Here is a 22,536-nt window from a genome sequence, read left to right as displayed (position 1 = left end):
CGACCGAGCGACGATTAATCGCGCTGGGCCCACGCTTAGTTACTTTCCGTCAGCGAGTGGTCCAAAATTTCTCAGTTCACCTGCTGTGGCTGCGACTCAGCGTAATCGTAGGGGGCAATGGCCCGGCCGTCCAGATTTCAACTAGAGATACCCCGGTTGCAGCAGTGCAACGGTGACGGCCCGTGTTGCTCCGATTGCGCGATCTCAGGATCGCGCGAAGACCCACCAGCGGAGCGCGGCGAACCGGACGACTCCGCCGACAAAACTCGCCACCAGCAAGACGATGGTCTGGAGCAGGGCAGACGGGTTATTGACGATTGCGTCCACAAATAGAAGGACGACTGAATTGTATCCGGCGTAGAAGGCGAACGTCAGCAAATCCTGCACATGCCGTTTCCCGGCGTTGCTCGGCCGGTCCGCAAATGTCACCCGTCGGTGGAACTCGGTATTGCCGATGGTCGTCAGCGCGATGGCGACGAGATTGGCCGGTTGGGCGCCGACGTCGGGCTGCAGGAAGAGGAAGAGTGCCGACTGAATCGCCGTGGTGATGGCGCCGGCAGCGAGGTACCAGGCGGCTTGGCTGCCCAGTTCGTGCTGCTTGGTCGTGGTGGCCGCCGGCGCGCCCGCCCACCCAATGGTGGTCATGGTCCCCAGAATACGCCGATTCACGAACTTGTGAACCTGTTGAACCAGCTGAAAAATTGTGATCAGTACGACAGCGCAAACCGGGGACCTGCGGGAATAGAAACAGTTTTGGCCGAGTTGGCGCTCGCTAAAGACCCCTCAGGGCCACGCTGATGGCGTTGGACGCCACAAGGGTGGCACTGAAGGGGCCTCGCACAGACGGCATCGGACGCAGAGCGCCGCTAGTCGCGCAGCGCGGCCCACATCCGCTGGGCCGCGTCCCTGGCGGCGCCATGCGGCGTCTCCACCGGATCGACACCCTTGACGCCGTCGCCGCCCGCGCTTTCGGCCGGCGCTTGGCCGACGAGTTCCACCGTGGCCGTCGCCAGTTCGCGGAGCTTGATGTTGAAGTGCTGGCTCGTGGTGACGAGGAGCCGGAACGCCGTGCCGCCGTCGCAGCCGCGCGCCGCCATGATCATGCCCTTGGCCTGTTCGATGATCCGCCGGTGCTCGACCATCGAGAGCAGCTGGTCGCTCCGGACGATCTCCTCGGAACAGAACTCGACGAGCGCCGCGGCCATCGCGAGGACCGGTTCGATCTCCTCGACCGCGCGCAGGTCGTTGCCGTTCGGCTGGTGGTCGAGGTAGACGCTGAGCACGATCGGTCCCTCGTCGTTCCAGCTGCCCGCGACGATCATGGTCGCGACCGGGCCGGAGACGAGCGCACTCGCCGCCATCGCGGCCGCCAGCCGTGGCCACTCCCGCTCGTCCGCGAGTTCGGCGGCCATCGTCGCTTCCTGCTCCATGGTGGCCAGCACGAGCGGGCCGTCGTTCACCTCCCACTGCAAGGCGTCGAGTTCGCGCGCGATCCCCACCGCGTACAGCGAGTGCGGTTCGGGCGCGGACGCGCTCAGGCCGACGCCGAGGCAGCCGTCGATGCGGGTGTGCAGGTGGTCCAGCAAGCGTTCGAGCAGTTCAGGCCCGAGCGCGTACTTCGTGGTGCGGTCGTCACGTTGGTTGCCTGACACGGTCACGTGACACGCCTCCCTGGGAACGCTGGACCAGCAGCATAGTTGTGACTCCGTCGACTTGGGTGCTTGAGCTGGGCGGGAGCGCCCCGACGCCGGTGTCAGCGCGCGGCCTGCCCGCTGCGCCCCTACGGTGGATGGTCAAGAGCGCGACGACCACGACCGAAGGGAAGGCCGAAGATGCTCGCCATGACCGAAGCCGCCGTAGCGGCGATCAGCGCACTCACCACCCAGGAGGGCGCGCCGGAACACGGCGGCCTCCGGTTCGCCGTCCAGGATCAGCAGGCCGACGGCGCGCAGCTCGCGCTGTCCGTGGCCCCCGAACCCGAGGCAGGCGACAAGGTCCTCGGGACCGACGCCGGCGCCCAGGTTTTCCTCGAACCCCGCGCGGCCGAGTTCCTCGACGACAAGGTCCTCGACCTCCAAGAGGACGACAAGGGCCAGCTCAACTTCGCCGTGATGACCCAGCCGGACCAGCCAGAGGCCTAGTACCGGACATCAACCCTCGGCCCAGGCCCGCATCAGTTCGGCAGCCTGTTCCCGCAGCATCTCCGCCGCGTGGGTTTGGGCATGGGCGAGCGAGGGCGCGTGGTCGATCAGCGCGCGGCTGCCGACGACGCCTAGGCCGGCGAGCTGGGCTTCGGTGAGTTGGATCCGGCCGGCGATCGCCAGCAGCGGGATCCCCCGGGCGGCCGCGCGTTTCGAAATGCCGGCGGGTGCCTTGCCGTCGAGGCTTTGGGTGTCGAGCGAGCCTTCGCCGGTGATCACGACGTCCGCGCGGTCCAGCGCCGCCTCGACGCCGGTCAGCCCGACGATCAGGTCGAAGCCGGAAGCGACCGTCGCACCGAGACCGGCGATGGCGCCGCCGGCGATCCCGCCGCCCGCACCGGCACCGGTCACCCCGGACACGTCCGGTGTGCCGGCCGCACGCAGGATGTCGACCCACGAGGTCAGCGCGCTTTCGAGCGTGGCGAGTTCGGCGGGGCCCGCGCCCTTCTGCGGGCCGAACACCGCGGCCGCTCCGCGCTCGCCGAGCAGCGGGTTGGTGACGTCGGTGGCGACGACTACCGGCACGCCGCCGAGCTTCGCGGTGACCGCGGTGAGGTCCGCTTTGGCGATCCGCGCCAGCGCGCCGCCGCCGAGTCCGAGCTGTTCGCCGGCGTCGTCGACCAGTTGAGCGCCGAGCGCCTGGAGCATTCCGGCACCGCCGTCGGTGCTGGCCGTGCCGCCGACCGTCAGCACGAGGCGTTCGGCTCCGCCTTCGAGTGCGTGCGCGAGCAGCTCCCCGACGCCGTAGGTGTGCGCCCGCAGCGCGACCTCGGCCGACGGCGTGACGAACTCGATGCCGCAGGCCCGCGCCGACTCTATATACGCAGTGCCGTCGAGCACGGCGTACGTCGCCTCGACCTGAGCGTCCAGCGGGCCGCGCACGGTCAGGTTCACCACCCGGGCGCCTGCCGCGGCGAGAACGTCGAGCGTGCCTTCGCCGCCGTCGGCGACCGGGCAGGTCTCGATCACCGCGTCCGGCAGCGCGTCACGGACCCCGAGGGCGATCGCGTCGGCGGCCTCGACCGCGGTCACACTGCCCTTGAACTTGTCCGGCGCGATCACTATGCGAATCATGCGCGCACCTCGTTCAACGGGCCGTTTCCGGCGAGTACCGACGCGACGTTGCGTGCGGCGAGCAGGGCCATCTCTGTCCTCGTCTCCACGGTGGCCGACCCCAGGTGCGGGGTCACCACGACGTTCTCCATGGTCAGCAAGCGGGGCTCGACCTCCGGTTCCTTTTCGAAGACATCCAGTGCGGCACCGGCGATGACGCCGCCGGCCAGCGCCTCGGCCAGCGCGGGCTCGTCCACGACCGGCCCCCTCGTGGTGTTGACGAGGAACGCGCCGGGCTTCATCGCGCGCAGCGTTTCGGCGTTGATCAAATGCCTGGTCGCCGGGGTCAGCGGGCAGTGCAGCGAGACGACATCGGCCTCTCGCAGCAGTTCGTCCATCGTCAGGTACGTCGTGTCCAGCGCCTTCTCGACGTCTTCGGTGACCCGTTTCCGGCCGGTGTAGGCGATCCGCATGCCGAACGCGAGGGCGCGACGCGCGACGGCCTGCCCGATCTGGCCGAGACCGACGATGCCCAGCGTTTTGTCCTGCAGACCGGTTCCGAGCATGAAACCCAGGTGGAACGACCACGGCGTGCCTGCCCGCAGCAGTCGTTCGGCTTCGCCGAGTCGCCGGGTGACCGCCAGCAGGAGTCCGAACGTGAGGTCCGCGGTGGCGTCGGTGAGGACGCCGGGAGTGTTCGTCACGACGACCTCGCGCGCACGGAGCGCGGGGACGTCGATGTTGTCGTACCCGACGGCTACGTTCGACACGACCCGCAGCCCGGGGCCGGCGGCTTCGGCGAAGGCGTTGTCAATCCGGTCGTGCAGCATCGTGACCACCGCGGAGGCGCCGGCGACGGCTTCGCGCAGCTCCTCGGGCCGCAGCGGACGGTCTTCGCCGGATACCCGGACGTCGCCGGCGTCGTGAAGGACTTTCAACGCCGCGTCGGGTACGTCCCTGGTGACCACGATCCTCGCCGGTGAGTGCACGTCGACACCCTAAGGGCCATCGGCCGCGACGGGGGTACGGGTGTGAGCACTTTGACGGTCCTGAAGTGGCCGCCGATCACCCGGATGACGGTAAGGGGTGCGCTCGACCCGGTGATGCGATAAGTTCACATGTAGAACGTTTGTGCGTGATGCGAACTAGTCGGCCTTGGCGGGGCAGTTACGCAGGGCAGTTCTCGGAGTAGCGGCTTAGCGGATGGAGTGGACAGTGGCGAAGGTGCTATCGCTGGCGCAGGGTGTCGCCGAGCTGGTGCACGATGGCGATGTGGTGGCGTTGGAGGGGTTCACGCACCTCATCCCGGTCGCCGCCGGGCACGAGATCATCCGCCAGGGCCGCAAGGACCTCACTCTGGTGCGGATGACCCCGGACATCGTCTACGACCAGCTCATCGGAGCCGGCTGCGCGAGCAAGCTGGTCTTCTCCTGGGGCGGTAACCCCGGAGTCGGCTCGCTGCATCGCTTTCGTGACGCTGTCCAGCACTCATGGCCGGTTTCGCTGGAGATCGAGGAACACAGCCACGCCGGCATGGCGAACCGCTACGTCGCCGGTGCGTCCGGGTTGCCCTTCGCCGTCCTGCGCGGGTACACCGGCACCGATCTGGCCGCCCAGACCGACACGATCAGGTCGATCACCTGCCCGTTCACCGGTGAGCAGCTCGCGGCCGTCCCCGCGCTGAACCCGGACGTGACGATCGTGCACGCCCAGCGGGCCGATCGCGCCGGGAATGTCCAGCTGTGGGGAATTGCCGGGGTCCAGAAGGAAGCTGTCCTGGCCGCGAAACGCGCGCTGGTCACGGTCGAGGAGATCGTCGACGAGCTGGAGCCGAAACCGGGTGCGGTGGTGCTGCCCGGCTGGGCCGTCACGGCGGTGGCGGAGGTCCCGTTCGGCGCACGGCCGTCCTACGCCGCGGGCTATTACGCTCGGGACAACGAGGCCTACGAGGCGTGGGACGCGATCAGCAGAGACCGCGAAGAGTTCGGAAAATGGCTCACCGGAGTTGCGGCATGACGACCACGGATATCGCGTATACATCCGATGAGATGATGAGCGTCGCCGCGTCCCGGGCCCTGCGCGACGGGATGTCGTGCTTCGTCGGGATCGGGCTGCCGAGCACCGCGGCGAACCTTGCCCGGCGCACGCACGCGCCTTCGCTGAACCTGATCTACGAGTCCGGGTGCCTGGGGGCCAAGCCCTCGCGACTGCCGCTGTCCATCGGGGACGGTGAGCTGGCCGACACCGCGGACGCCGTGGTCAGCGTGCCCGAGGTCTTCAACTACTGGTTGCAGCCCGGGCGGATCGACGTCGGTTTCCTCAGCGCCGCCCAGCTCGACAAGTTCGGCAACATCAACACCACCGTCATCGGCGCCGACTACCGCGAGCCGAAGGTTCGGCTGCCGGGCGCCGGCGGCGCGCCGGAGATCGCCGCCTCCTGCCGCGAGGTGTTCGTCGTACTGCGGCAGAGCAGCCGTTCGTTCGTCGACAAGGTCGACTTCATCACCTCGTTCGGCCATGGGACCGGCAAGGGCCACCGTGAGCGCCTCGGACTGCGGGGCGCGGGCCCGACCTTGGTGGTCACCGATCTGGGCCTCATGCGTCCTGATCCGGAAAGCCGCGAACTGACGCTGACAGAGCTGCACCCGGGGGTCAAGCTGGAGCAGGTCCGCCAGGCGACCGGCTGGCAGTTGCAGGTCGCCGAGGACCTCAGGACCACCACTGCACCGACCGAAGACGACCTGAGAATCCTGCGAGAGCTGAAGAAGGCGAGCCGATGAGCGACGTATTCATCCTGGACGCTGTCCGCACCCCGTTCGGCCGGTACGGCGGTGCGCTGTCCGGCGTCCGGCCCGACGACCTGGCCGCGGGCGTCCTGCGCAAGCTGGGCGAGCGCAACGACCTCGATCCGTCCCAAGTGGACGAAGTCATCTTCGGCGACGCGAACGCCGCCGGTGAGGACAACCGGAACGTGGCCCGCATGGCGTCGCTGCTCGCGGGTTGGCCGACGTCCGTCCCCGGCAGCACGGTGAACAGGCTGTGCGGGTCGAGCGTCGAATCGGCCATCCAGGCCAGCCGGATGATCGAGGTCGGTGATGCCGCGCTGGTGGTGGCCGGCGGTGTCGAGTCGATGAGCCGTGCGCCCTGGGTGCTGCTCAAGCCGGAGAAGGCGTTCCCCGCCACCCCGCAGACCCTGCACTCGACGACGCTCGGCTGGCGGATGGTCAACCCTCGGATGCCCGAGCAGTGGACGATTTCGCTGGGCGAGTCGACCGAAATCCTGGCCGAGCGGTACGGGATCGGTCGTGAGGCGCAGGACGCGTTTGCTGTCCGAAGCCATGTCAACGCCGCGAAAGCCTGGGACGCCGGCTTCTACGACGACCTTGTCGTGAGCGTCGACGGAGTGGATCTCGTCCGGGACGAAGGTATCCGGCCGGATTCGAGCATGGACAAGCTGGCGAAGCTGAAACCGGCCTTCCGTCCACAAGGGACCGTCACGGCCGGCAACGCGTCCCCGCTCAACGATGGCGCTTCGGCGCTGCTGCTCGGCGACTCCGTGACAGCCGAACGCTTGGGCAAGGCCCCGCTCGCGCGGATCGCCGGTCGCGGCTCGGCCGGGGTCGACCCGGACGTGTTCGGCATCGGGCCGGTCGAAGCCGCGGAGATAGCCTTGCGCCGCGCCGGGATCGGCTGGGACGACCTGGCCGCCGTCGAGCTCAACGAAGCATTCGCCGCGCAATCGCTTGCGTGCCTTGCCGCTTGGCCGAAGCTCGACCCGGAGATCGTCAACGTCAACGGTGGTGCGATCGCGATCGGGCACCCGCTCGGCGCCTCCGGCGGCCGCCTGCTCGGCTCACTCGCCCACGAGCTCCGCCGCCGAGGTGGCGGCTGGGGACTCGCCGCCATCTGTATCGGCGTTGGCCAAGGCCTCGCCGTCGTCTTGGAAGCCTGAGGAGCGACTGATGCGTTTGCCCGAGTACCGGCGTGATCCCGAAGGCACCCACGCGCCACCCGATTTCGAAGGCTATCGGTCCACCGCCTTGCGGCATCCGAAACAGCCGCTGGTGCTGTTGCCCCAGATGTTGACCGAGATCACCGGGCCGGTGCTCGGCCCGGGCAGGCTCGGCGACCTCGACAACGACCTGACCCGCCAGCACGTGGGCGAGCCGCAGGGCCAGCGCATCGTCGTCGGCGGCAGGCTGCTCGACGGCGACGGCAGTCCCGTGCGGAATTCGCTCATCGAGATCTGGCAGGCGAACGCGGGCGGCCGGTACCGGCACGTGCGGGACCAGTGGCCGTCGCCGCTCGACCCGAACTTCGACGGGCTCGGGCGCACCCTGACCGACGACGAGGGCCGGTACGAGTTCACCACGATCAAACCGGGTGCGTATCCATGGAAGAACCACCGGAACGCCTGGCGTCCGGCACATATCCACTTCTCGGTGTTCGGCAGCGCGTTCACCCAGCGTCTGGTCACCCAGATGTACTTCCCGGACGACCCGCTGTTCTTCCAGGACCCGATCTTCAACTCGATCCCGGACGAGAAGGCCCGGCAGCGGATGGTGTCGCGGTTCGACTTCGAGCGGACGAGCGAGGAATGGGCGCTGGGCTTCGAGTTCGACATCGTGCTGCGCGGTAAGGACGCGTCCGTGTTCGAGGACGAGGAAGACGAGGACGACGAATGAGCACGCCTTCGCAGACCGTCGGGCCTTACCTGACGATCGGGCTGATCTGGCCGGATGGGCCCAACGTCGTCCCGGACGGGACACCCGGTGCGGTGTGGATTCGCGGCACGGTGTTCGACGGTGCCGGCGAGATCGTGCCCGACGCGCTGATCGAGACCTGGCAAGCCGATCCCGACGGCCGTTTCGACCACCCGGACGACCCGCGCGGCGCGGTCACCGGCTTCCGGGGTTTCGGCCGGGCCCCGACCGATGAAGACGGGAACTACGCGATCCACACGGTGATTCCGGGCGCGCTGCCCGGCACCGGAAGCCAGGACGAGGCTCCGCACATCGACGTGTCGGTCTTCGCCCGGGGGATGCTCGGCCGGGTGGTGACCAGGATCTACTTCCCGGAGTACGCCGAAGCGAACGCCGCCGACCCGGTGCTGCTCACGGTTCCGGAGGACCGCCGGGCCACGGTGGTGGCGGTGCGCACCGACGACGGCTACCGCTTCGACGTGCGCTTGCAGGGCGAAGGGGAGACAGTCTTCTTCGACCTGTAAGTCCAACGTGGAAGGAAGGGTGGCGTCGGTGTCCGAGCTGTTCGACGGAGTGCTCGCGGCCGGTCCAGTGCGCGCCGAGACCGGCGATCCGGCCTGGTTGCGCGCGCTGCTGGACGTCGAGTCGGCGCTGGCCGGGGCCCAGGCCGACGTCGGTCTCATCCAACGCTCCTATGCGGACAGGATCGCCGAGGCCTGCCACCTCGAGTACTACGACATCGCGGAGTTGGGCGAACGGGCGAAGGCGATCGGCAACCCGGCCGCGCCGCTGATCCGGGCGCTGACCGCGGAGGTCCACGGGGACGCCGCCGGGTACGTGCATTTCGGCGCCACCAGCCAGGATGTCATGGACTCGGCGGCGATGCTCGTCGTGGCCAGGGCGCGCACCGTCCTGCTCGAAGACCTGGACGCCTGTGCCGAGCTGCTGGCCGAGCTCGCCAGGGAGCACATCAGTACTGTCCAGGTGGGACGGACGTTGCTCCAGCAGGCGCTGCCGACGACGTTCGGCCTGACCGCGGCGGGCTGGCTGTCCGGTGTGGATACCGCGGCCGCCGCGCTTCGGGACCTGAGGCCGACGGCGCAACTCGGCGGGGCCGTGGGCACCTTGGCCTCGCTCGGTGATCCGGGGACGGCCGTACTCAAGGCATTCAGCGAACGGCTGGGGCTCGCCGAGCCGGTGTTGCCCTGGCATACCGAACGCACCAGGATCGCCGAGGTCGCTTCGGCGCTCGGCCAGGTGTCCGGCGCGGTCGCCACCATCGCCCGCACGGTCACGCTCCTCGCGCAGACCGAGGTCGGCGAACTCGCCGAGCAGGGGCCGCCCGGCAGCGGCGGGTCGTCCACCATGCCGCACAAGCGGAATCCGGTCGCGGCGGTGTCCGCGCTGGCGTGCGCCCGGCAGGCGCCCGGCCTGGTGGCTACGCTGTTCGGGGCGATGGAACAGGAGTACCAGCGTGCGGCCGGCGCCTGGCACAGCGAGTGGCGGCCGTTCACCGAACTGTTGCGGGCCACCGGGTCGGCCGTGCACTGGTTGCGCACGAGCCTTGAGCGGCTCCGGGTCGATCCGGCTCGAATGCGCGTGAACCTCGATCTCACGGAAGGTGCGTTGCTCGCCGAGCGGGTCACGGCCGCGCTTGTTCCGCACACCGGGCGACTCGCCGCGCACGACGCCGTCGGCAGATGCTGCGCGCAAGGCGGTGACCTCGTCGAGCTGATGATGGCCGATCCTCTGGTGGGAAAACACTTGAACCGCGGGCAACTCGCCGAACTGCTCGACCCGGAGTCCTACTTGGGCAGTGCGCGGGTGTTCGTCGAGCGCGCGCTGTCCGCTCATCAGGCTCGGCGGAAGGAGAATTCGTGACGGTCGAAGTCCATCGCGTGGTCGAGGGTCAGCCCGGCGGTGAGGCGGTCGTGCTCAGCGGTTCGCTGGGCAGCGACCTGCGGATGTGGGACTCGCAGGCCAAAGCCTTGTCGGACCACGGGTTCCGCGTGATCCGCTACGACCATCGCGGGCATGGCGACTCGCCGGTTCCGCCCGGTCCCTATTCGCTCGGTGAGCTGGCAGGCGACCTGTTCGCGCTACTCGATTCACTCGACGTCGCGCGGGCGCACATCGTCGGGCTGTCGTTGGGCGGCATGACCGGTATGTGGGCGGGCGCGCATTCGCCGGACCGGGTGGCGTCGCTCGTGCTGTGTTGCACGTCGGCGAAGCTGGGGCCGGCCGAGATGTGGGCCGACCGGGCCCTGACCGTCCGTGCCCGCGGTACCGGGTCGATCGCCGAAGCCGTCGTCGCGCGTTGGCTCACGCCGGCTTACGCGGAGGCGAATCCCGACCGTGTCTCCTACTTCCAGGAGATGGTCACGGCGACGCCCGACGATGGTTACGCCGAGTGCTGCGGCGCGATCGAGCGGATGGACCTGACCGCTGACCTGGCTGCCATCACCGCTCCGACACTGGTCATCGCCGGAGCGGAAGATCGGGCGACCCCGCCGGAGCACGGCCGGCGGATAGCCGCCGGGATCCCCGACGCCCGGCTGGAGATCGTCGACGGCGCTGCCCACCTGGGCAACGTCGAGCAGCCCAGCGCGTTCATCGACCTCATCCTCGGCCACCTGAAGAGCTCGTCATGACCGACAACGTCAATGACACCGACAACGCCTACGAGGCCGGGATGCGAGTGCGCCGCGAAGTGCTCGGCGACGAGCACGTCGACCGAGCCATCGAGCGGACTACGGAGTTCTCGCAGCCGTTCCAGGACTACATCACACGCGGTGCCTGGGGTTCGGTGTGGAGCCGGGACGAGCTGGACCGGCGGACGCGCAGTGTCATCACGCTGGCAGCACTGACCGCGTTGAAGTGTCACGACGAACTGCCCATGCACGTGCGGGCTGCCGTCCACAATGGATTGACCGCCGCCGAGATCGGCGAGGTGCTCCTGCACACCTCGGTGTACGCAGGCGCTCCGGCCGGTAACTCGGCCTTCGTCATCGCCCAGCGCACCCTTGCCGACCTGGGTGAACCGACCGCCCGTCCACCAGCGGACGGCGACGGTTACTAATGTTGCCGGGTATGGACGAAGGTGAAGTGGTCGAGCGCGGCACGTACCACGTGCAGTCGCTGGAGCGCGGGCTCGCGGTGATCAAGGCGTTCCACGCCGGGGCACAGGAGCTCACGCTGAGCGATGTCGCGCGGTCGACCGGGCTCACCAGGGCCGCCGCCCGCCGCTTCCTGCTGACCCTTGCCGACCTCGGTTACGTTCGCACGGACGGCAAGTACTTCACCCTGACCGCCCGCGTACTGGAACTCGGCTACGCCTACCTGTCGAGCCTGTCACTGGCTGAGGTCGCCCAGCCGCACCTGGAAAGCCTGTCCGCCGCCGTCCACGAGTCGAGCTCGGTGTCGGTGCTGGAAGACACGGACATCGTCTACGTCGCGCGGGTCGGGGTGTCGCGGATCATGAGCGTCAGGATCAACATCGGCACCCGGTTCCCGGCCTACGCCACGTCGATGGGACACGTCCTGCTCGCTGGGTTGCCGCCGGAAAGCCTCGATCGCTATCTCTACCGCGCCGAGCTCGAAAAGCTCACTGCCCGCACCCTGACCTCGTCCGATGCGGTACTGGCCGAGCTGGCCAAGGTCGTCCGCCAGGGCTGGGCCATGGTCGACCAGGAGCTTGAAGAGGGGCTGCGCTCGGTCGCCGCCCCGATCCGGGACCGCAGCGGGCAGGTGGTCGCGGCGGTCAACCTGTCCACCCATGCCAGCCGCACCACGACGGAATCCGTCCGCGAGGAGCTGGTACCGCCGCTGCTGGCGGCCGCCGCCGGCATCGAAGCCGACCTCGCCGCCGTGCCACGGGTGCGAGCCGCGCGTGGCTGACACCGCGGGTCTCCTGCTGGCCGCCGGCGCCGGACGCCGGATGGGGAAGCCGAAGGCGCTGGTCCAGTTCGACGACGAGCCGTTGCTGCTGCGGGCCTTGCGGGTCCTCACCGCGAGCGGGTGCGCCCCGCTACGCGTGGTGCTGGGTGCGGACGCCGAAACCGCAAGGTCGCTGCTGCCCGATCCGGCCCTTGCCGTCTACGCCGAGGACTGGGCCCAAGGGATGGGCATGTCGCTGCGGGCGGGCCTCGAAGCCATCGCGGGCCTTGACGCCGATGCCGTTCTCATCCACCTCGTCGACCTTCCCTGGGTCGTACCTGAAGTGCTGCGGAGGGTGTGCGCGTCCGCCGCGCCGGACGTCGTGGCGCGGGCGAGTTACGACGGCGTCCCCGGCCACCCGGTCCTGCTCGGCCGCCGCTGGTGGGCCGAAGTCGCCGCCGGCGCGAGCGGCGACCGCGGAGCACGGGACTGGCTGGCGAACCGGGAGGATCTCCGCCTGGTCGAGTGTGGTGACCTCGGGCGTGGCCACGACGTCGATACCCCGGCCGATCTGACGCGCTGACCGCCGCGGAGAGCTACGCTGCGAGCTGTGACGGGTGCGACGACGGGTGCGACGACGGATTCGATAGGTTCGCCCGACGAGCTGGCCCAAACCCTCGACGGGATCGGCTACTTGGCCGACGAGGGTGTTGCCACGGCGGCGTTTCTCGCGGTCCGCATGCAGCGGCCGTTGTTCTGCGAAGGCGAACCAGGCACCGGGAAGACGTCGTTGGCCCTCGCGCTGTCCGAGGCGTTCGGGCTGCCGCTGATCAGGTTGCAGTGTCACGAAGGCATCGACGCCGCGCAGGCCCTGTATGAGTGGGACTTCCCGCGCCAGCTGTTGCACCTGAGGGCGCTGGAGGCAGTCGGCACGCTCGACGTCGAAGCCGCCGAGCAGTCGCTCTACACCGAGCGGTTTCTGCTGGCCAGGCCACTGCTGCGCGCGTTGACCGAAGCGCCGTGCGTGCTGCTCGTCGACGAGATCGACCGCGCGGACGACGAGTTCGAAGCGTTCCTGCTGCAGCTTCTCGACGAAAACGCCGTCACCATCCCGGAGTATGGGGAGGTGCGAGCGGCCACGCCGCCGCTGGTCGTGCTGACCTCGAACCGGACCCGAGAGGTGCACGACGCGCTCAAGCGCCGCTGTCTCTACCACTGGCTCGAACATCCCGACCTGGCGCGTGAGATCGCGATTCTCCGCCGCAAGGTGCCGGGGCTGGGCGAGCGGCTCGCGACACAGGTGGCCGGCGCGGTGCGGCGGCTGCGTGAGATGGAACTGCTGAAGCCGCCGGGCGTCGCCGAGTCGATGGACTGGGCGAGGGCGCTGCAGACGCTCGGCCGCGAGGAACTGGACGCGGAGTCGGCGGCCAGGACGCTGGGCGCGGTGCTGAAGTACAGCGAGGACCTCGACCGCGTCCGCGCGAAGCTGGACACCCTGCTGTCGTGAGTCACTTCTTGCCGTAGTCCCCGATTCCGTCCTCCAGCATGGCGAACGCCGAGTCGATCACGCCGACCTGGTCGCGCCGGACGTCTTCGAGCGCGTCACCACGCAGCATCCGGTCCACGGCGATCATGTAGATCGTGTCGAGTGCGGAGCCGATCGCCGCACCGATAAGCCTGGCTTGCGCGTTGTCAGCGACTTCCTCGGCGAGGACGGACGCGATCCGGTCCTGCATCTCGCTGCCCATCTCGCGCCAGCGGGCGGTCAGCGAGAGGCTTTGGCGGACTACTCGGAAGAACGGTTCGATGGCCTGGATGGCTCCCGACAGCGGGTGACCGGTCTCGAGGAGTTCGTGCTGATAGCTGCGCATGACCGCGAGCACCGACTCACCGTCCGCCCGCGAACGGATCCTGGTCTCCAGCTCGACCAGCCGATCCTCCTGCCGGTCGAGGAACATGTCCTCCTTCCGGGGAAAGTAGTTGGTGACCGTCTTCTTCGAGACGTCCGCGGCCTCCGCCACGTCCGCGATGGTCACGTTCTCGAAGCCGTGTTCGAAGAACAACCCCGAGGCCACGTCCGCGATCCAACCTCGGGTAGTGCGCTTCTTGCGCTCGCGGAGCCCTTCGTTTTCCATGGTGCGAACTTTACCACGATACTAACTATTGACTGAGTAAACACTCTGTGCGCATCATGGAAACCATGAGCGAAGGGGTAGATATGACTTACGACGTGGTCATCGCCGGGGGCGGACCGGTGGGCTTGATGCTGGCCAGTGAGCCGACTGCCCACGGACGCGCGTCCGTGGGCAGTCGTGTGCACGGGGAGCGCACAATGCTCGGGTGTCCGTGTCCGTGTCCGTGTCCGACCCGCTGCCGGGGTTCGCCGGCTTCGCCATGGCGTTGCGCGAAGCCGGCTTGCCGTGTGACGCCCATCGGGTCCAGGCCTATCTCGGGGCCGTCGAACGTCTCGATGTCGCGATGCCGACGCAGCTGTACTGGGCCGGTCGACTGACGCTGTGCGCCGATCCCGACGACCTCCCACGGTACGACGAGGCCTTTGAACGGTGGTTCGACGCGACGCCGCCGAAGGCCGGCCAGACGCGTTTACGGGAGCCCAAACGGGCGAGGATCGCCTCCCTGACCGCGTCCCGGGGGAGCGGCGAGTCGGAGGGCGATCCGGACGAGGTCAAGACCGCAGCCAGCGAGACCGAGGTCCTCCGGCATCGCGACCTCGGCGAATTGACCCTGGCCGAGCGCGAACACCTCCGTGAGCTGTTCGCCGTGCTGCGACCCGCACCGCCGCGTCGTCGATCCTTGCGTCGCAGGCCTGCCCGCCGGGGCCGGCTCGACCCGGCGAGGACCTTGCGCGCGATGTTGGCCGGCGGGGGTGAGCCCGTGCGGCTGGCCTACCGACAGCGGACCATGCGGCCGCGGCGGGTCGTGCTGCTCATCGACGTTTCGGGCTCGATGAGTCCGTACGCCGACGCCCTTCTGCGGTTCGCGCACGTCTTGGTCCGCGCGGCGCCGACCACGACCGAGGTGTTCACCCTCGGCACGAGGCTCACCAGGGTGTCGCGTCAGCTGCGGCAGCGCGACCCTGAGCGCGCGATGCTGGCAGCCGGCAGCGCGGTGCCGGATTTCGCCGGCGGGACGAGGCTCGGCGAGACCGTCCGGATCTTCCTCGACCGGTGGGGCCAACGGGGTCTGGCCAGGCAATCCGTGGTCGTGGTGTGCTCCGACGGGTGGGAGCGTGGCGATCCCGGGCTGCTCGGCGAACAGCTGGCCAGACTGCGACGGCTGGCGCACGCCGTACTCTGGGTGAATCCCCATGCGGGCAGGGACGGATACGCTCCGGTGCAGTCCGGTATCGCGGCCGCTCTCCCGCACCTCGATCGGCTGCTGGCCGGGCACAGCCTGGCCACCCTGGAAGATCTGCTCGTGGAGATTCGTGATGCGTGACGTACTGGACGAGTTGTACCGCCGTTGGTCCGCCGGCGAGACCGTGGGCCTGGGCACCGTCGTGGCGACGTTCTCCTCGGCGCCGCGGGAGCCGGGGGCGGCGATGCTCGTGGCCGCCGACGGCACCGTGACCGGAAGTGTCTCCGGTGGCTGTGTCGAGGGCGCTGTCTACGAGCTCGCGCAGCAGGTGGTGGAGGAGCGCACGCCGGTCCTGCAGCGGTACGGGATCACCGACGACGACGCCTTTGCCGTGGGCCTGACCTGCGGTGGGATCATCGACGTCTACGTGGAGCAGGTCGACAGCGAGTCGATGCCGGAGCTCGGCGAGGTTGCCGAGTCCGTCCAAAAAGGACTCCCGGTCGCGGTGGTCACCGTGGTCGAGCACGTCGAGCCGGGATTCCTCGGCAGGCACCTGATCGTCTGGTCCGACAAGGTCTCGGGCACGCTCGGCTCGACGCGGATGAACGACGCCGTCGCCGATGACGCCCGCGGGCTGCTGGCCACCGGACGCACCGGCGTCCTGCATTACGGCCCGGACGGGCAGCGCCGCGGCGAGGGGATGACGGTGTTCGTCAACTCGTTCGAGCCGCCGCCCCGGATGCTGGTGTTCGGCGCGATCGACTTCGCTGCTGCGATGGCCCGGGTCGGAGTGCTCCTGGGGTACCACACGACGGTGTGTGATGCGCGTCCGGTGTTCGCCACCAAGAGCCGCTTCCCCGATGCTCACGAGGTCGTCGTCAACTGGCCGCACCGGTATCTCAAGGAAGAGGCCGAGGCCGGACGGATCGACCAGCGGACCGTTGTCACCGTCCTCACCCACGACCCGAAATTCGACGTGCCGGTGCTGGTGGAAGCACTGAAGTTGGACCTCGCCTACCTCGGCGCGATGGGATCGCGCAAAACCCACAAGGACCGGGAAGCCCGGCTGCGCGAGGCGGGCGTGACCGACGAGGAGCTCAAGAAGATCGCCTCGCCGATCGGGCTTGACCTGGGCGCCCGGACCCCCGAGGAGACCGCGATCTCCATCGCCGCCGAGATAATCTCGCTGCGTTGGGGCGGTGGCGCCACCGGGGGCGGCGCGACCCGGCTGGCCAATGCCGAGGGGCCCATCCACGGCGCAAATCCCATCGCCGAACCGGAGCCGGTCAAGGCGTAGCGCCACTCGCCCTTGGTCGCGCAGCAGCACCCAAACCCTGATCATGCTTTGATGGGTCAGTGGTGTCGCGCCAGCCGGTGACGTCCGGATCGCCATTCGAACAGACAATCGGGTTCTCGCGGGCCGTCCGCGTTGGCGACCGGGTGCTGGTATCGGGCACTGCGCCGGTATGGCCCGACGGCTCGTGCCCAGATGACGCGGCGGTCCAGGCCTGGCGCTGCTTCGAGATCATCGCTGAAGCGCTGGCCGATGCCGGCGCGAGCCTGACTGACGTGGTGCGTACCCGAATGTTCCTCGTCGACCCGTCCGCCGCTCATGCGGTCGGTGCAGTACACGGTGAGCTGTTCGCCGAGGTCCGTCCGGCGGCCACCATGGTGATCGTCGCAGGGCTGCTCGACCCGCGCTGGAAAGTCGAGATCGAGGCGGAGGCCGTGATCGCCAGCTGAGGGGAAAGCTCGGCTCCGCTGAGCGCGAACGGCCGGGACTCGGCCCCTGGCGGTCGCTTGTCAGCGCAAGGTGATGAGGACTCGCAGCCGGCTCCGCGGCGCGCTGATGTGGTGATGCAGAGTTTTTGTAACAGTGTTACGATAGGTGGACATGAAGGGCCCGTTGGAGGTATGTCGATGGATCCGGCAAATGACACGATGTCGATCGTGGACGGCCAGTCGTCACGAAACGGGATGCGCGCGGCGGACGCCGATCGGGAACGCGTTGCAGAGCAGCTGCGATCAGCGCACGCCGACGGCCGCTTGGACCTCACTGAGTACGACGAGCGGGTTCAGCAGGCCTGGGCGGCCCGAACCTATGGCGACCTGGACGCACTGACCGTCGATCTGCCTCAGGCGCGGCCGTCGACCCCGACGGTTAGTTCCGAGGTGCGACGGTCCCACCAACGGCGCCGGCAGAGCCCTGGGCGGGTCACGGTCACCGCCTGGGCCGGCGCGAGCCTGATCAACCTGGTGATCTGGGCGGTGGTGTGCCTGTCCACTATGAGCTGGATCTATCCTTGGTGGATCTGGGTCGCGGGTCCTTGGGGTGCGGTGCTCTTGGCCCGTTGGGTAGGCGAACGGGGCAGCGCTTCCGGCGTTCCGCGGTGACCGATCCGGGGCCGGTTTGGACCGACGGCTGACCTGGACGTAAACTGTGCTGTCGGCGCGAGCAGCGCGCCGGTTCTAGCGTGTCTGCAGGTATCTGCGCAGGCTTCCTGCTCAGCAGTGCGTCCCCGCACTTCTTGTGATGCCTCCCCACGTCGTGGAACTGGCGGGCGCCTGTGTCGCGGCAAGGCCGCTACCTGGCGGCACGGCGAAGTGAGCAGGAACGCGGAGGACATGGCCAAGAAGGACGGGGCGATTGAGGTCGAGGGTCGGGTGGTCGAACCACTCCCCAACGCGATGTTTCGAGTCGAGTTGGAGAACGGTCACCGGGTTCTCGCGCACATCAGCGGCAAGATGCGCCAGCACTATATCCGCATCCTGCCCGAGGATCGGGTGGTCGTGGAGCTGTCGCCCTACGATCTGTCCCGGGGCCGCATCGTCTACCGCTATAAGTGAGGGCACCAACTGCTTGACCACCTACTACGACACAACTGAGAGATGACGTGAAGGTAAAGCCGAGCGTCAAGAGGATCTGCGACAAGTGCAAGGTGATCCGCCGCCACGGCGTGGTCATGGTGATCTGCGAGAACCTGCGTCACAAGCAGCGCCAGGGTTAAGCAGGGCACGACACCGCTGGTCCACACGGCGCGAGAAGACCTCCCCGCGCCAGCCGATTCAAGAGGGATCGGTCCACCCCCGGACGCCAGGCCGGGGCCCGCGGATGACCAACACGGTCGTCATACGGGGCGGACGGGGAGCAGACCTGGGACGACGAGACAGGAGACACGCCTCGCATGGCTCGACTCGCCGGCGTTGACCTACCCCGCGACAAGCGGATGGAGATCGCGCTGACTTATATCTACGGCGTTGGCCGTACCCGCTCGCACGAGATCCTCAGCGCCACCGGGGTGAGCCCGGAACTGCGCACCAAGGATCTGACTGACGAGGACCTCGTCCGGCTGCGGGAGTACATCGAAGAGAACTACAAGGTCGAGGGCGACCTCCGTCGCGAGGTCCAGGCCGACATCCGCCGGAAGATCGAGATCGGCTGCTACGAGGGCCTGCGGTGGCGCCGCGGGTTGCCGGTGCGTGGTCAGCGAACCAAGACCAATGCCCGCACCCGCAAGGGTCCGAAGAAGACGGTCGCCGGCAAGAAGAAGGCCGGGAAGAAGTAGCGACCCATTAGCCACCCAGACCTTTGTAGGAGCGCAATCGAATGCCACCCAGAGCACGTGCAGGTGCCGGCACCAAGAAGGTTCGGCGCAAGGAAAAGAAGAACGTTGCGCATGGTCATGCGCACATCAAGTCGACGTTCAATAACACGATCGTCTCGATCACCGACCCCACCGGTGCGGTGATCGCGTGGGCATCCGCGGGTCACGTGGGGTTCAAGGGCTCTCGTAAGTCCACCCCGTTCGCTGCGCAGATGGCCGCCGAAAGCGCCGCCCGTAAGGCCGCTGAGCACGGGATGAAGAAGGTCGATGTCTTCGTCAAGGGCCCGGGTTCAGGCCGCGAGACGGCGATCCGGTCGCTACAGGCCGCCGGCCTTGAGGTCGGCACTATCCAGGACGTGACCCCGCAGCCGCACAATGGCTGCCGGCCACCGAAGCGGCGCCGGGTCTAGGGCGCGGGGAGGAACAGCAGAGATGGCTCGATACACCGGACCTGTCACCCGCAAGTCCCGTCGGCTCAAGACCGACTTGGTCGGCGGCGACCAGGCCTTCGAACGTCGGCCGTATCCGCCCGGCCAGCACGGCCGTGCGCGGATCAAGGAGAGCGAATATCTCCTGCAGCAGCAGGAGACGCAGAAGGCGCGCTTCACCTACGGCGTCATGTAAAAGCAGTTCCGCGGGTACTACGAGGAGGCCAACCGGCGCGCTGGCAAGACCGGCGACACGCTGCTGCAGATCCTCGAATCCCGGCTGGACAACGTTGTCTACCGCGCTGGCCTAGCCCGCACCCGGCGCCAGGCGCGCCAGTTGGTGACCCACGGGCACTTTCTCGTCAACGGCGGCAAGGTCAACGTGCCCAGCCTGCGAGTGTCGAAGTTCGACATCATCGATGTCAAGCCCAAGTCGGTTCCGACGCTACCGTTCGTGGTGGCCAAGGAGAGCTTGGGGGACCGCCCGGTGCCGGGATGGCTGCAAGTGATTCCCGCAACGATGCGGATTCTGGTGCACCGGTTACCCGAAAGGGCCCAGATCGACGTACCACTTCAGGAGCAGCTCATCGTCGAGCTGTACTCCAAGTAACACGACGGCGTCAAATAGCGGGCGCCAGAGGAGGAACAAATCATGCTGATCACTCAGCGACCCAACCTCAGCGAGGAGCCGGTCGACTACACCCGCTCTCGGTTCATCATCGAGCCGCTGGAGCCGGGATTCGGATACACGTTGGGCAACTCGCTGCGGAGGACCTTGCTCTCGTCCATCCCCGGGGCGGCAGTCACCAGTATCCGTATCGACGGTGTGCTGCACGAGTTCACCACCGTGCCGGGCGTCAAGGAGGACGTCACCGACATCATCCTCAACCTCAAGGAACTGGTGGTCGGTTCTGAGGAGGATGAGCCGGTGACGATGTACCTGCGCAAGCAGGGACCGGGTGACGTCACCGCGGGCGACATCGTGCCACCGGCCGGTGTCACCGTGCACAACCCCGACTTGCACATCGCCACCCTCAACGGCAAGGGCAAGCTCGAGATCGAACTGATCGTAGAGCGGGGTCGCGGCTATGTACCCGCGGTGCAGAACAAGGCATCCGGCGCCGAGATCGGCCGGATCCCGGTGGACTCCATCTACTCACCGGTGCTGAAGGTGACCTATAAGGTCGAAGCCACCCGCGTCGAGCAGCGGACCGACTTCGACAAGCTGGTCTTGGACGTGGAAACCAAGCCGTCACTGACCCCACGGGACGCGCTGGCCTCGGCCGGACGCACCCTGGTGGAGTTGTTCGGCCTGGCCCGCGAGCTCAACGTCGAGGCGGAGGGAATCGAAATCGGTCCCTCACCGGCCGAGGCGGACACGATCGCGGCATTCGCCATGCCGATCGAGGACCTGGACCTCACGGTCCGGTCGTACAACTGTCTCAAGCGCGAGGGTATCCACACCGTTGGCGAGCTGGTCAGCCGCAGCGAGGCCGACCTGCTGGACATCCGCAATTTCGGTGCCAAGTCGATCGACGAAGTGAAGCTGAAGCTGGCTGGTCTGGGTCTGCAGCTCAAGGACAGCCCGCCGGGATTCGATCCCTCGGCGGTGGCGGCAGAATACTCCATCGACGGGTGGGGCGAGGCCAGCGAGAACGGTGTTGAAAACGGCCCCGATTACGGTCCCGACGACGGCCACGACTACGCCTAAACCGAACAGCTCTACCCCTCGTGAGTGCGTAACAGTGTTAGAACACTGTTACGCACTCACGAGGCGACCGAAGGGAACCAGAATGCCAACGCCGACCAAGGGTGCCCGGCTCGGCGGGTCGCCGGCCCATCAACGGCTGATGCTGGCCAACTTGGCGACATCGCTGTTCACCCACGGCAGGATCACCACTACCGAGGCCAAGGCGAAACGGCTGCGCCCGTTCGCCGAGCGGTTGATCAGCAAGGCTCGAATAGGGGACCTGCACAACCGCCGTGAGATCATGCGAGTGATCCGCGACAAGGACGTGGTGCACAAGCTGGTCGCGGAGATCGGCCCGCAGTTCGTGACCCGGCCGGGTGGCTACACCAGGATCCTTAAGACGCTGCCGCGCAAGGGTGACAACGCGCCGATGGCGATCATCGCGCTGGTCACCGAGCGCACCGCGGCCGAGGTCGAGGAAGTCCAGCGCAGAGCCTTCAAGGCCCGGCCGAAGGCGAACCAGCCAACCGACAAGGCCGCAGATTCCACCCCTGAGGCGAGCCCGGCTGGAGAGGCGACGCCGTCGCCTGCTCAGCCTGAAGACGAGGACTAATCCTGAGTCCGAGCGACGCATTGCCGGAGCCCGCTGTCCCCACTGGGGATGGCGGGCTCCTGCGCTACCGGCTGGATATCAGTTACGACGGGTCTGACTTCTCGGGATGGGCTCGGCAGCCGGAGCGACGCACCGTTCAGGGCGTTGTCGAGCGCGCTGTGGCGACCGTGGCGCGGATCGAGGCCAACCTCACTGTTGCGGGGCGCACCGACGCCGGTGTGCACGCCACCGCGCAGGTCGCGCATATCGACGTGCCGCCCGAGACGCTGTCGCCCGACCAGCTCGCCCACCGGTTGGCTCGCCTGCTGCCACCGGACGTTCGGGTGCTCTCGGTGCGGCAGGTGCCGCGCACCTTCGACGCTCGCTTCTCCGCGTTGCGGCGGCACTACCGGTACCGGATCTGCGACGCGCCGTGGGGCGTTGAGCCGCTGCGCCGGTACGACACGCTGAGCCACCCTAGACAGCTCAACGACTCTGTGATGAACGATGCGAGCAGTCTGCTGCTCGGCGAACATGACTTCGCCGCGTTCTGCCGCCGCCGGGACGGCGCGACCACGGTGCGCTCACTGGAGCGGTTCGAGTGGAGCCGCGACGAACCGCACCTGCTGGTCGCGCATGTCGCCGCGGACGCGTTCTGCCACTCGATGGTGCGCAGCCTGGTGGGCGCGTTGCTAGCGGTGGGGCAGGGCCGGCGCCCACCGGACTGGCCCGCTGGCCTGCTGCGCCGCAGTGCCAGGGTCAGTGACGTGGCGGTGGCACCCGCGCACGGCCTCGCCCTCGTCGGTGTGGACTATCCCGACGACGACCAGCTCGCCGCCCGCGCCGAGCAAACCCGCGCGTTGCGGTTAGTTCCGGGCTTGGCCCAATAAAGGAGCTTGGCGACGCTGCCGACGCGCTAGTCAGGTTCGTGTCGGCCGAGACTGTCAGACCCGGCTTGTAGCGTTTCGGCTGTGATGGTGCGGCAGTTAATTCCCGAAGGTCTGGTGGACATGGTGCCGGGTCCAGAGTTGGGTGCGCTGCTGGCCGGAATCGATATTCATGCATTAACC

28 protein-coding genes and 1 pseudogene are annotated in these 22,536 nt (G+C 68.0%); 24 read left to right on the top strand and 5 right to left on the bottom strand.

Features of this window, described 5'->3' with window-relative positions; translation table 11 throughout:
• Window positions 1-204: 204 nt before the first annotated feature.
• Both JWQ81_RS29345 and JWQ81_RS29340 read right to left on the bottom strand, forming a co-directional pair.
• Window positions 205-645 (bottom strand): GtrA family protein, encoded by a 441-nt coding sequence (locus JWQ81_RS29345; RefSeq protein WP_297546647.1) that lies wholly within the window; start codon window positions 643-645, stop codon window positions 205-207.
• A 221-nt stretch (window positions 646-866) separates the two neighbouring features.
• The gene (locus JWQ81_RS29340) at window positions 867-1,658 is read right to left on the bottom strand and encodes an ANTAR domain-containing protein (RefSeq protein WP_297546645.1); all 792 of its coding nucleotides are present in this window, start codon (window positions 1,656-1,658) and stop codon (window positions 867-869) included.
• A gap of 174 nt (window positions 1,659-1,832) precedes the next feature.
• Between JWQ81_RS29340 and JWQ81_RS29335 the strand changes: the two genes are divergently transcribed.
• Entirely contained in the window at window positions 1,833-2,141 is a 309-nt protein-coding gene (locus tag JWQ81_RS29335) for an iron-sulfur cluster biosynthesis family protein (RefSeq protein ID WP_297546643.1), read from the top strand.
• Window positions 2,142-2,150: 9 nt separating this feature from the next.
• Here JWQ81_RS29335 and JWQ81_RS29330 read toward each other — a convergent pair whose 3' ends face one another.
• Together JWQ81_RS29330 and JWQ81_RS29325 are read right to left on the bottom strand one after the other, a co-directional pair.
• A complete protein-coding gene (locus tag JWQ81_RS29330) occupies window positions 2,151-3,275 on the bottom strand; it encodes a glycerate kinase (RefSeq protein ID WP_297546641.1) in 1,125 nt (374 codons plus the stop codon).
• Window positions 3,272-4,243: a D-glycerate dehydrogenase gene (locus tag JWQ81_RS29325; RefSeq protein ID WP_297546639.1), complete on the bottom strand. Its 972-nt coding sequence runs from the start codon at window positions 4,241-4,243 to the stop codon at window positions 3,272-3,274. Before JWQ81_RS29325 ends, JWQ81_RS29330 begins: the two co-directional genes overlap by 4 nt.
• Window positions 4,244-4,469: 226 nt before the next feature.
• On the opposite strand from JWQ81_RS29325, the gene JWQ81_RS29320 reads away from it, so the two are divergent.
• Genes JWQ81_RS29320 through JWQ81_RS29270 form a run of 11 tightly spaced genes read left to right on the top strand, consistent with a single transcriptional unit; the run spans window position 4,470 to window position 13,340 of the window.
• Window positions 4,470-5,270 (top strand): CoA transferase subunit A, encoded by an 801-nt coding sequence (locus JWQ81_RS29320; RefSeq protein WP_297546637.1) that lies wholly within the window; start codon window positions 4,470-4,472, stop codon window positions 5,268-5,270.
• The gene (locus tag JWQ81_RS29315; RefSeq protein ID WP_297546635.1) at window positions 5,267-6,034 is read left to right on the top strand and encodes a CoA-transferase subunit beta; all 768 of its coding nucleotides are present in this window, start codon (window positions 5,267-5,269) and stop codon (window positions 6,032-6,034) included. The genes JWQ81_RS29320 and JWQ81_RS29315 overlap by 4 nt, the downstream gene beginning before the upstream one ends.
• Window positions 6,031-7,206, top strand: coding sequence for a thiolase family protein (locus tag JWQ81_RS29310; protein ID WP_297546633.1), 1,176 nt, complete (start codon window positions 6,031-6,033; stop codon window positions 7,204-7,206). Before JWQ81_RS29315 ends, JWQ81_RS29310 begins: the two co-directional genes overlap by 4 nt.
• A gap of 10 nt (window positions 7,207-7,216) precedes the next feature.
• The gene (pcaH, locus tag JWQ81_RS29305) at window positions 7,217-7,939 is read left to right on the top strand and encodes a protocatechuate 3,4-dioxygenase subunit beta (protein WP_297546631.1); all 723 of its coding nucleotides are present in this window, start codon (window positions 7,217-7,219) and stop codon (window positions 7,937-7,939) included.
• Window positions 7,936-8,481 carry a protocatechuate 3,4-dioxygenase subunit alpha gene (gene pcaG / locus JWQ81_RS29300; RefSeq protein ID WP_297546629.1) on the top strand — a complete coding sequence of 182 codons (546 nt, stop codon included), beginning with the start codon at window positions 7,936-7,938 and terminating at the stop codon, window positions 8,479-8,481. The genes pcaH and pcaG overlap by 4 nt, the downstream gene beginning before the upstream one ends.
• Window positions 8,482-8,509: 28 nt before the next feature.
• Window positions 8,510-9,838, top strand: a complete 1,329-nt coding sequence (gene pcaB, locus JWQ81_RS29295; protein WP_297546627.1) for a 3-carboxy-cis,cis-muconate cycloisomerase — start codon at window positions 8,510-8,512, stop codon at window positions 9,836-9,838.
• The gene (pcaD, locus tag JWQ81_RS29290; protein WP_297546625.1) at window positions 9,835-10,608 is read left to right on the top strand and encodes a 3-oxoadipate enol-lactonase; all 774 of its coding nucleotides are present in this window, start codon (window positions 9,835-9,837) and stop codon (window positions 10,606-10,608) included. Before pcaB ends, pcaD begins: the two co-directional genes overlap by 4 nt.
• Complete coding sequence (gene pcaC, locus JWQ81_RS29285; RefSeq protein WP_297546623.1) at window positions 10,605-11,036, top strand: 4-carboxymuconolactone decarboxylase; 432 nt, start codon at window positions 10,605-10,607, stop codon at window positions 11,034-11,036. Before pcaD ends, pcaC begins: the two co-directional genes overlap by 4 nt.
• 11 nt (window positions 11,037-11,047) lie before the next feature.
• Window positions 11,048-11,854 (top strand): IclR family transcriptional regulator C-terminal domain-containing protein, encoded by an 807-nt coding sequence (locus JWQ81_RS29280; protein ID WP_297546621.1) that lies wholly within the window; start codon window positions 11,048-11,050, stop codon window positions 11,852-11,854.
• On the top strand, window positions 11,847-12,416 hold the full coding sequence (locus JWQ81_RS29275) for a nucleotidyltransferase family protein (RefSeq protein WP_297546619.1): 570 nt from the start codon (window positions 11,847-11,849) through the stop codon (window positions 12,414-12,416). The genes JWQ81_RS29280 and JWQ81_RS29275 overlap by 8 nt, the downstream gene beginning before the upstream one ends.
• A gap of 27 nt (window positions 12,417-12,443) precedes the next feature.
• Window positions 12,444-13,340, top strand: coding sequence for a MoxR family ATPase (locus tag JWQ81_RS29270; RefSeq protein ID WP_297546617.1), 897 nt, complete (start codon window positions 12,444-12,446; stop codon window positions 13,338-13,340).
• A 1-nt stretch (window position 13,341) separates the two neighbouring features.
• Here JWQ81_RS29270 and JWQ81_RS29265 read toward each other — a convergent pair whose 3' ends face one another.
• On the bottom strand, window positions 13,342-13,968 hold the full coding sequence (locus JWQ81_RS29265; protein ID WP_297546615.1) for a TetR/AcrR family transcriptional regulator: 627 nt from the start codon (window positions 13,966-13,968) through the stop codon (window positions 13,342-13,344).
• Between the two features lie 259 nt (window positions 13,969-14,227).
• Here JWQ81_RS29265 and JWQ81_RS29260 point away from each other — a divergent pair, with 259 nt between their 5' ends.
• The 12 genes and pseudogenes from JWQ81_RS29260 (at window position 14,228) to truA (ending at window position 22,356) form a co-directional block, all read left to right on the top strand.
• Entirely contained in the window at window positions 14,228-15,292 is a 1,065-nt protein-coding gene (locus JWQ81_RS29260; protein WP_297546713.1) for a VWA domain-containing protein, read from the top strand.
• A complete protein-coding gene (locus JWQ81_RS29255; protein ID WP_297546613.1) occupies window positions 15,285-16,448 on the top strand; it encodes an XdhC family protein in 1,164 nt (387 codons plus the stop codon). Before JWQ81_RS29260 ends, JWQ81_RS29255 begins: the two co-directional genes overlap by 8 nt.
• 59 nt (window positions 16,449-16,507) lie before the next feature.
• Complete coding sequence (locus tag JWQ81_RS29250; RefSeq protein ID WP_297546611.1) at window positions 16,508-16,894, top strand: RidA family protein; 387 nt, start codon at window positions 16,508-16,510, stop codon at window positions 16,892-16,894.
• Window positions 16,895-17,071: 177 nt separating this feature from the next.
• A complete protein-coding gene (locus JWQ81_RS29245; protein WP_297546609.1) occupies window positions 17,072-17,545 on the top strand; it encodes a DUF1707 domain-containing protein in 474 nt (157 codons plus the stop codon).
• Between the two features lie 231 nt (window positions 17,546-17,776).
• Window positions 17,777-17,998 (top strand): translation initiation factor IF-1, encoded by a 222-nt coding sequence (infA, locus tag JWQ81_RS29240; protein WP_010228514.1) that lies wholly within the window; start codon window positions 17,777-17,779, stop codon window positions 17,996-17,998.
• Between the two features lie 47 nt (window positions 17,999-18,045).
• A complete protein-coding gene (gene rpmJ, locus JWQ81_RS29235; protein ID WP_297546604.1) occupies window positions 18,046-18,159 on the top strand; it encodes a 50S ribosomal protein L36 in 114 nt (37 codons plus the stop codon).
• Between the two features lie 177 nt (window positions 18,160-18,336).
• The gene (rpsM, locus tag JWQ81_RS29230) at window positions 18,337-18,717 is read left to right on the top strand and encodes a 30S ribosomal protein S13 (RefSeq protein WP_297546603.1); all 381 of its coding nucleotides are present in this window, start codon (window positions 18,337-18,339) and stop codon (window positions 18,715-18,717) included.
• A gap of 41 nt (window positions 18,718-18,758) precedes the next feature.
• On the top strand, window positions 18,759-19,166 hold the full coding sequence (gene rpsK, locus JWQ81_RS29225) for a 30S ribosomal protein S11 (protein WP_297546602.1): 408 nt from the start codon (window positions 18,759-18,761) through the stop codon (window positions 19,164-19,166).
• A 22-nt stretch (window positions 19,167-19,188) separates the two neighbouring features.
• Window positions 19,189-19,794, top strand: a pseudogene (rpsD, locus tag JWQ81_RS29220) (30S ribosomal protein S4).
• 42 nt (window positions 19,795-19,836) lie between these two features.
• Window positions 19,837-20,895: a DNA-directed RNA polymerase subunit alpha gene (locus tag JWQ81_RS29215; RefSeq protein WP_297546600.1), complete on the top strand. Its 1,059-nt coding sequence runs from the start codon at window positions 19,837-19,839 to the stop codon at window positions 20,893-20,895.
• Between the two features lie 82 nt (window positions 20,896-20,977).
• Window positions 20,978-21,487, top strand: coding sequence for a 50S ribosomal protein L17 (gene rplQ, locus JWQ81_RS29210; RefSeq protein WP_366942349.1), 510 nt, complete (start codon window positions 20,978-20,980; stop codon window positions 21,485-21,487).
• Window positions 21,488-21,546: 59 nt separating this feature from the next.
• Window positions 21,547-22,356, top strand: a complete 810-nt coding sequence (gene truA / locus JWQ81_RS29205; protein WP_297546711.1) for a tRNA pseudouridine(38-40) synthase TruA — start codon at window positions 21,547-21,549, stop codon at window positions 22,354-22,356.
• The last annotated feature ends 180 nt before the right edge of the window (window positions 22,357-22,536 follow it).

It is taken from the genome of Amycolatopsis sp., assembly GCF_025464955.1.
In the GTDB taxonomy this organism is placed as follows: Bacteria; Actinomycetota; Actinomycetes; order Mycobacteriales; family Pseudonocardiaceae; genus Amycolatopsis.
Note: the sequence above shows the minus strand (reverse complement) of the source record. Positions and strands in the feature narration are given on the sequence as shown.

Bases quoted from the DNA above. Each gene is read 5' to 3' on its own strand.
- JWQ81_RS29265 (WP_297546615.1), bottom strand. From the start codon at position 13,968: ATGGAAAACGAAGGGCTCCGCGAGCGCAAGAAGCGCACTACCCGAGGT.
- JWQ81_RS29215 (WP_297546600.1), top strand. From the start codon at position 19,837: ATGCTGATCACTCAGCGACCCAACCTCAGCGAGGAGCCGGTCGACTAC.
- JWQ81_RS29330 (WP_297546641.1), bottom strand. From the start codon at position 3,275: ATGATTCGCATAGTGATCGCGCCGGACAAGTTCAAGGGCAGTGTGACC.
- JWQ81_RS29335 (WP_297546643.1), top strand. From the start codon at position 1,833: ATGCTCGCCATGACCGAAGCCGCCGTAGCGGCGATCAGCGCACTCACC.
- pcaC (WP_297546623.1), top strand. From the start codon at position 10,605: ATGACCGACAACGTCAATGACACCGACAACGCCTACGAGGCCGGGATG.
- JWQ81_RS29245 (WP_297546609.1), top strand. From the start codon at position 17,072: ATGGATCCGGCAAATGACACGATGTCGATCGTGGACGGCCAGTCGTCA.
- JWQ81_RS29315 (WP_297546635.1), top strand. From the start codon at position 5,267: ATGACGACCACGGATATCGCGTATACATCCGATGAGATGATGAGCGTC.
- rpsK (WP_297546602.1), top strand. From the start codon at position 18,759: ATGCCACCCAGAGCACGTGCAGGTGCCGGCACCAAGAAGGTTCGGCGC.
- JWQ81_RS29260 (WP_297546713.1), top strand. From the start codon at position 14,228: ATGGCGTTGCGCGAAGCCGGCTTGCCGTGTGACGCCCATCGGGTCCAG.
- rplQ (WP_366942349.1), top strand. From the start codon at position 20,978: ATGCCAACGCCGACCAAGGGTGCCCGGCTCGGCGGGTCGCCGGCCCAT.
- JWQ81_RS29345 (WP_297546647.1), bottom strand. From the start codon at position 645: ATGACCACCATTGGGTGGGCGGGCGCGCCGGCGGCCACCACGACCAAG.
- JWQ81_RS29280 (WP_297546621.1), top strand. From the start codon at position 11,048: ATGGACGAAGGTGAAGTGGTCGAGCGCGGCACGTACCACGTGCAGTCG.
- JWQ81_RS29310 (WP_297546633.1), top strand. From the start codon at position 6,031: ATGAGCGACGTATTCATCCTGGACGCTGTCCGCACCCCGTTCGGCCGG.
- pcaG (WP_297546629.1), top strand. From the start codon at position 7,936: ATGAGCACGCCTTCGCAGACCGTCGGGCCTTACCTGACGATCGGGCTG.
- pcaH (WP_297546631.1), top strand. From the start codon at position 7,217: ATGCGTTTGCCCGAGTACCGGCGTGATCCCGAAGGCACCCACGCGCCA.
- infA (WP_010228514.1), top strand. From the start codon at position 17,777: ATGGCCAAGAAGGACGGGGCGATTGAGGTCGAGGGTCGGGTGGTCGAA.
- rpsM (WP_297546603.1), top strand. From the start codon at position 18,337: ATGGCTCGACTCGCCGGCGTTGACCTACCCCGCGACAAGCGGATGGAG.
- JWQ81_RS29255 (WP_297546613.1), top strand. From the start codon at position 15,285: ATGCGTGACGTACTGGACGAGTTGTACCGCCGTTGGTCCGCCGGCGAG.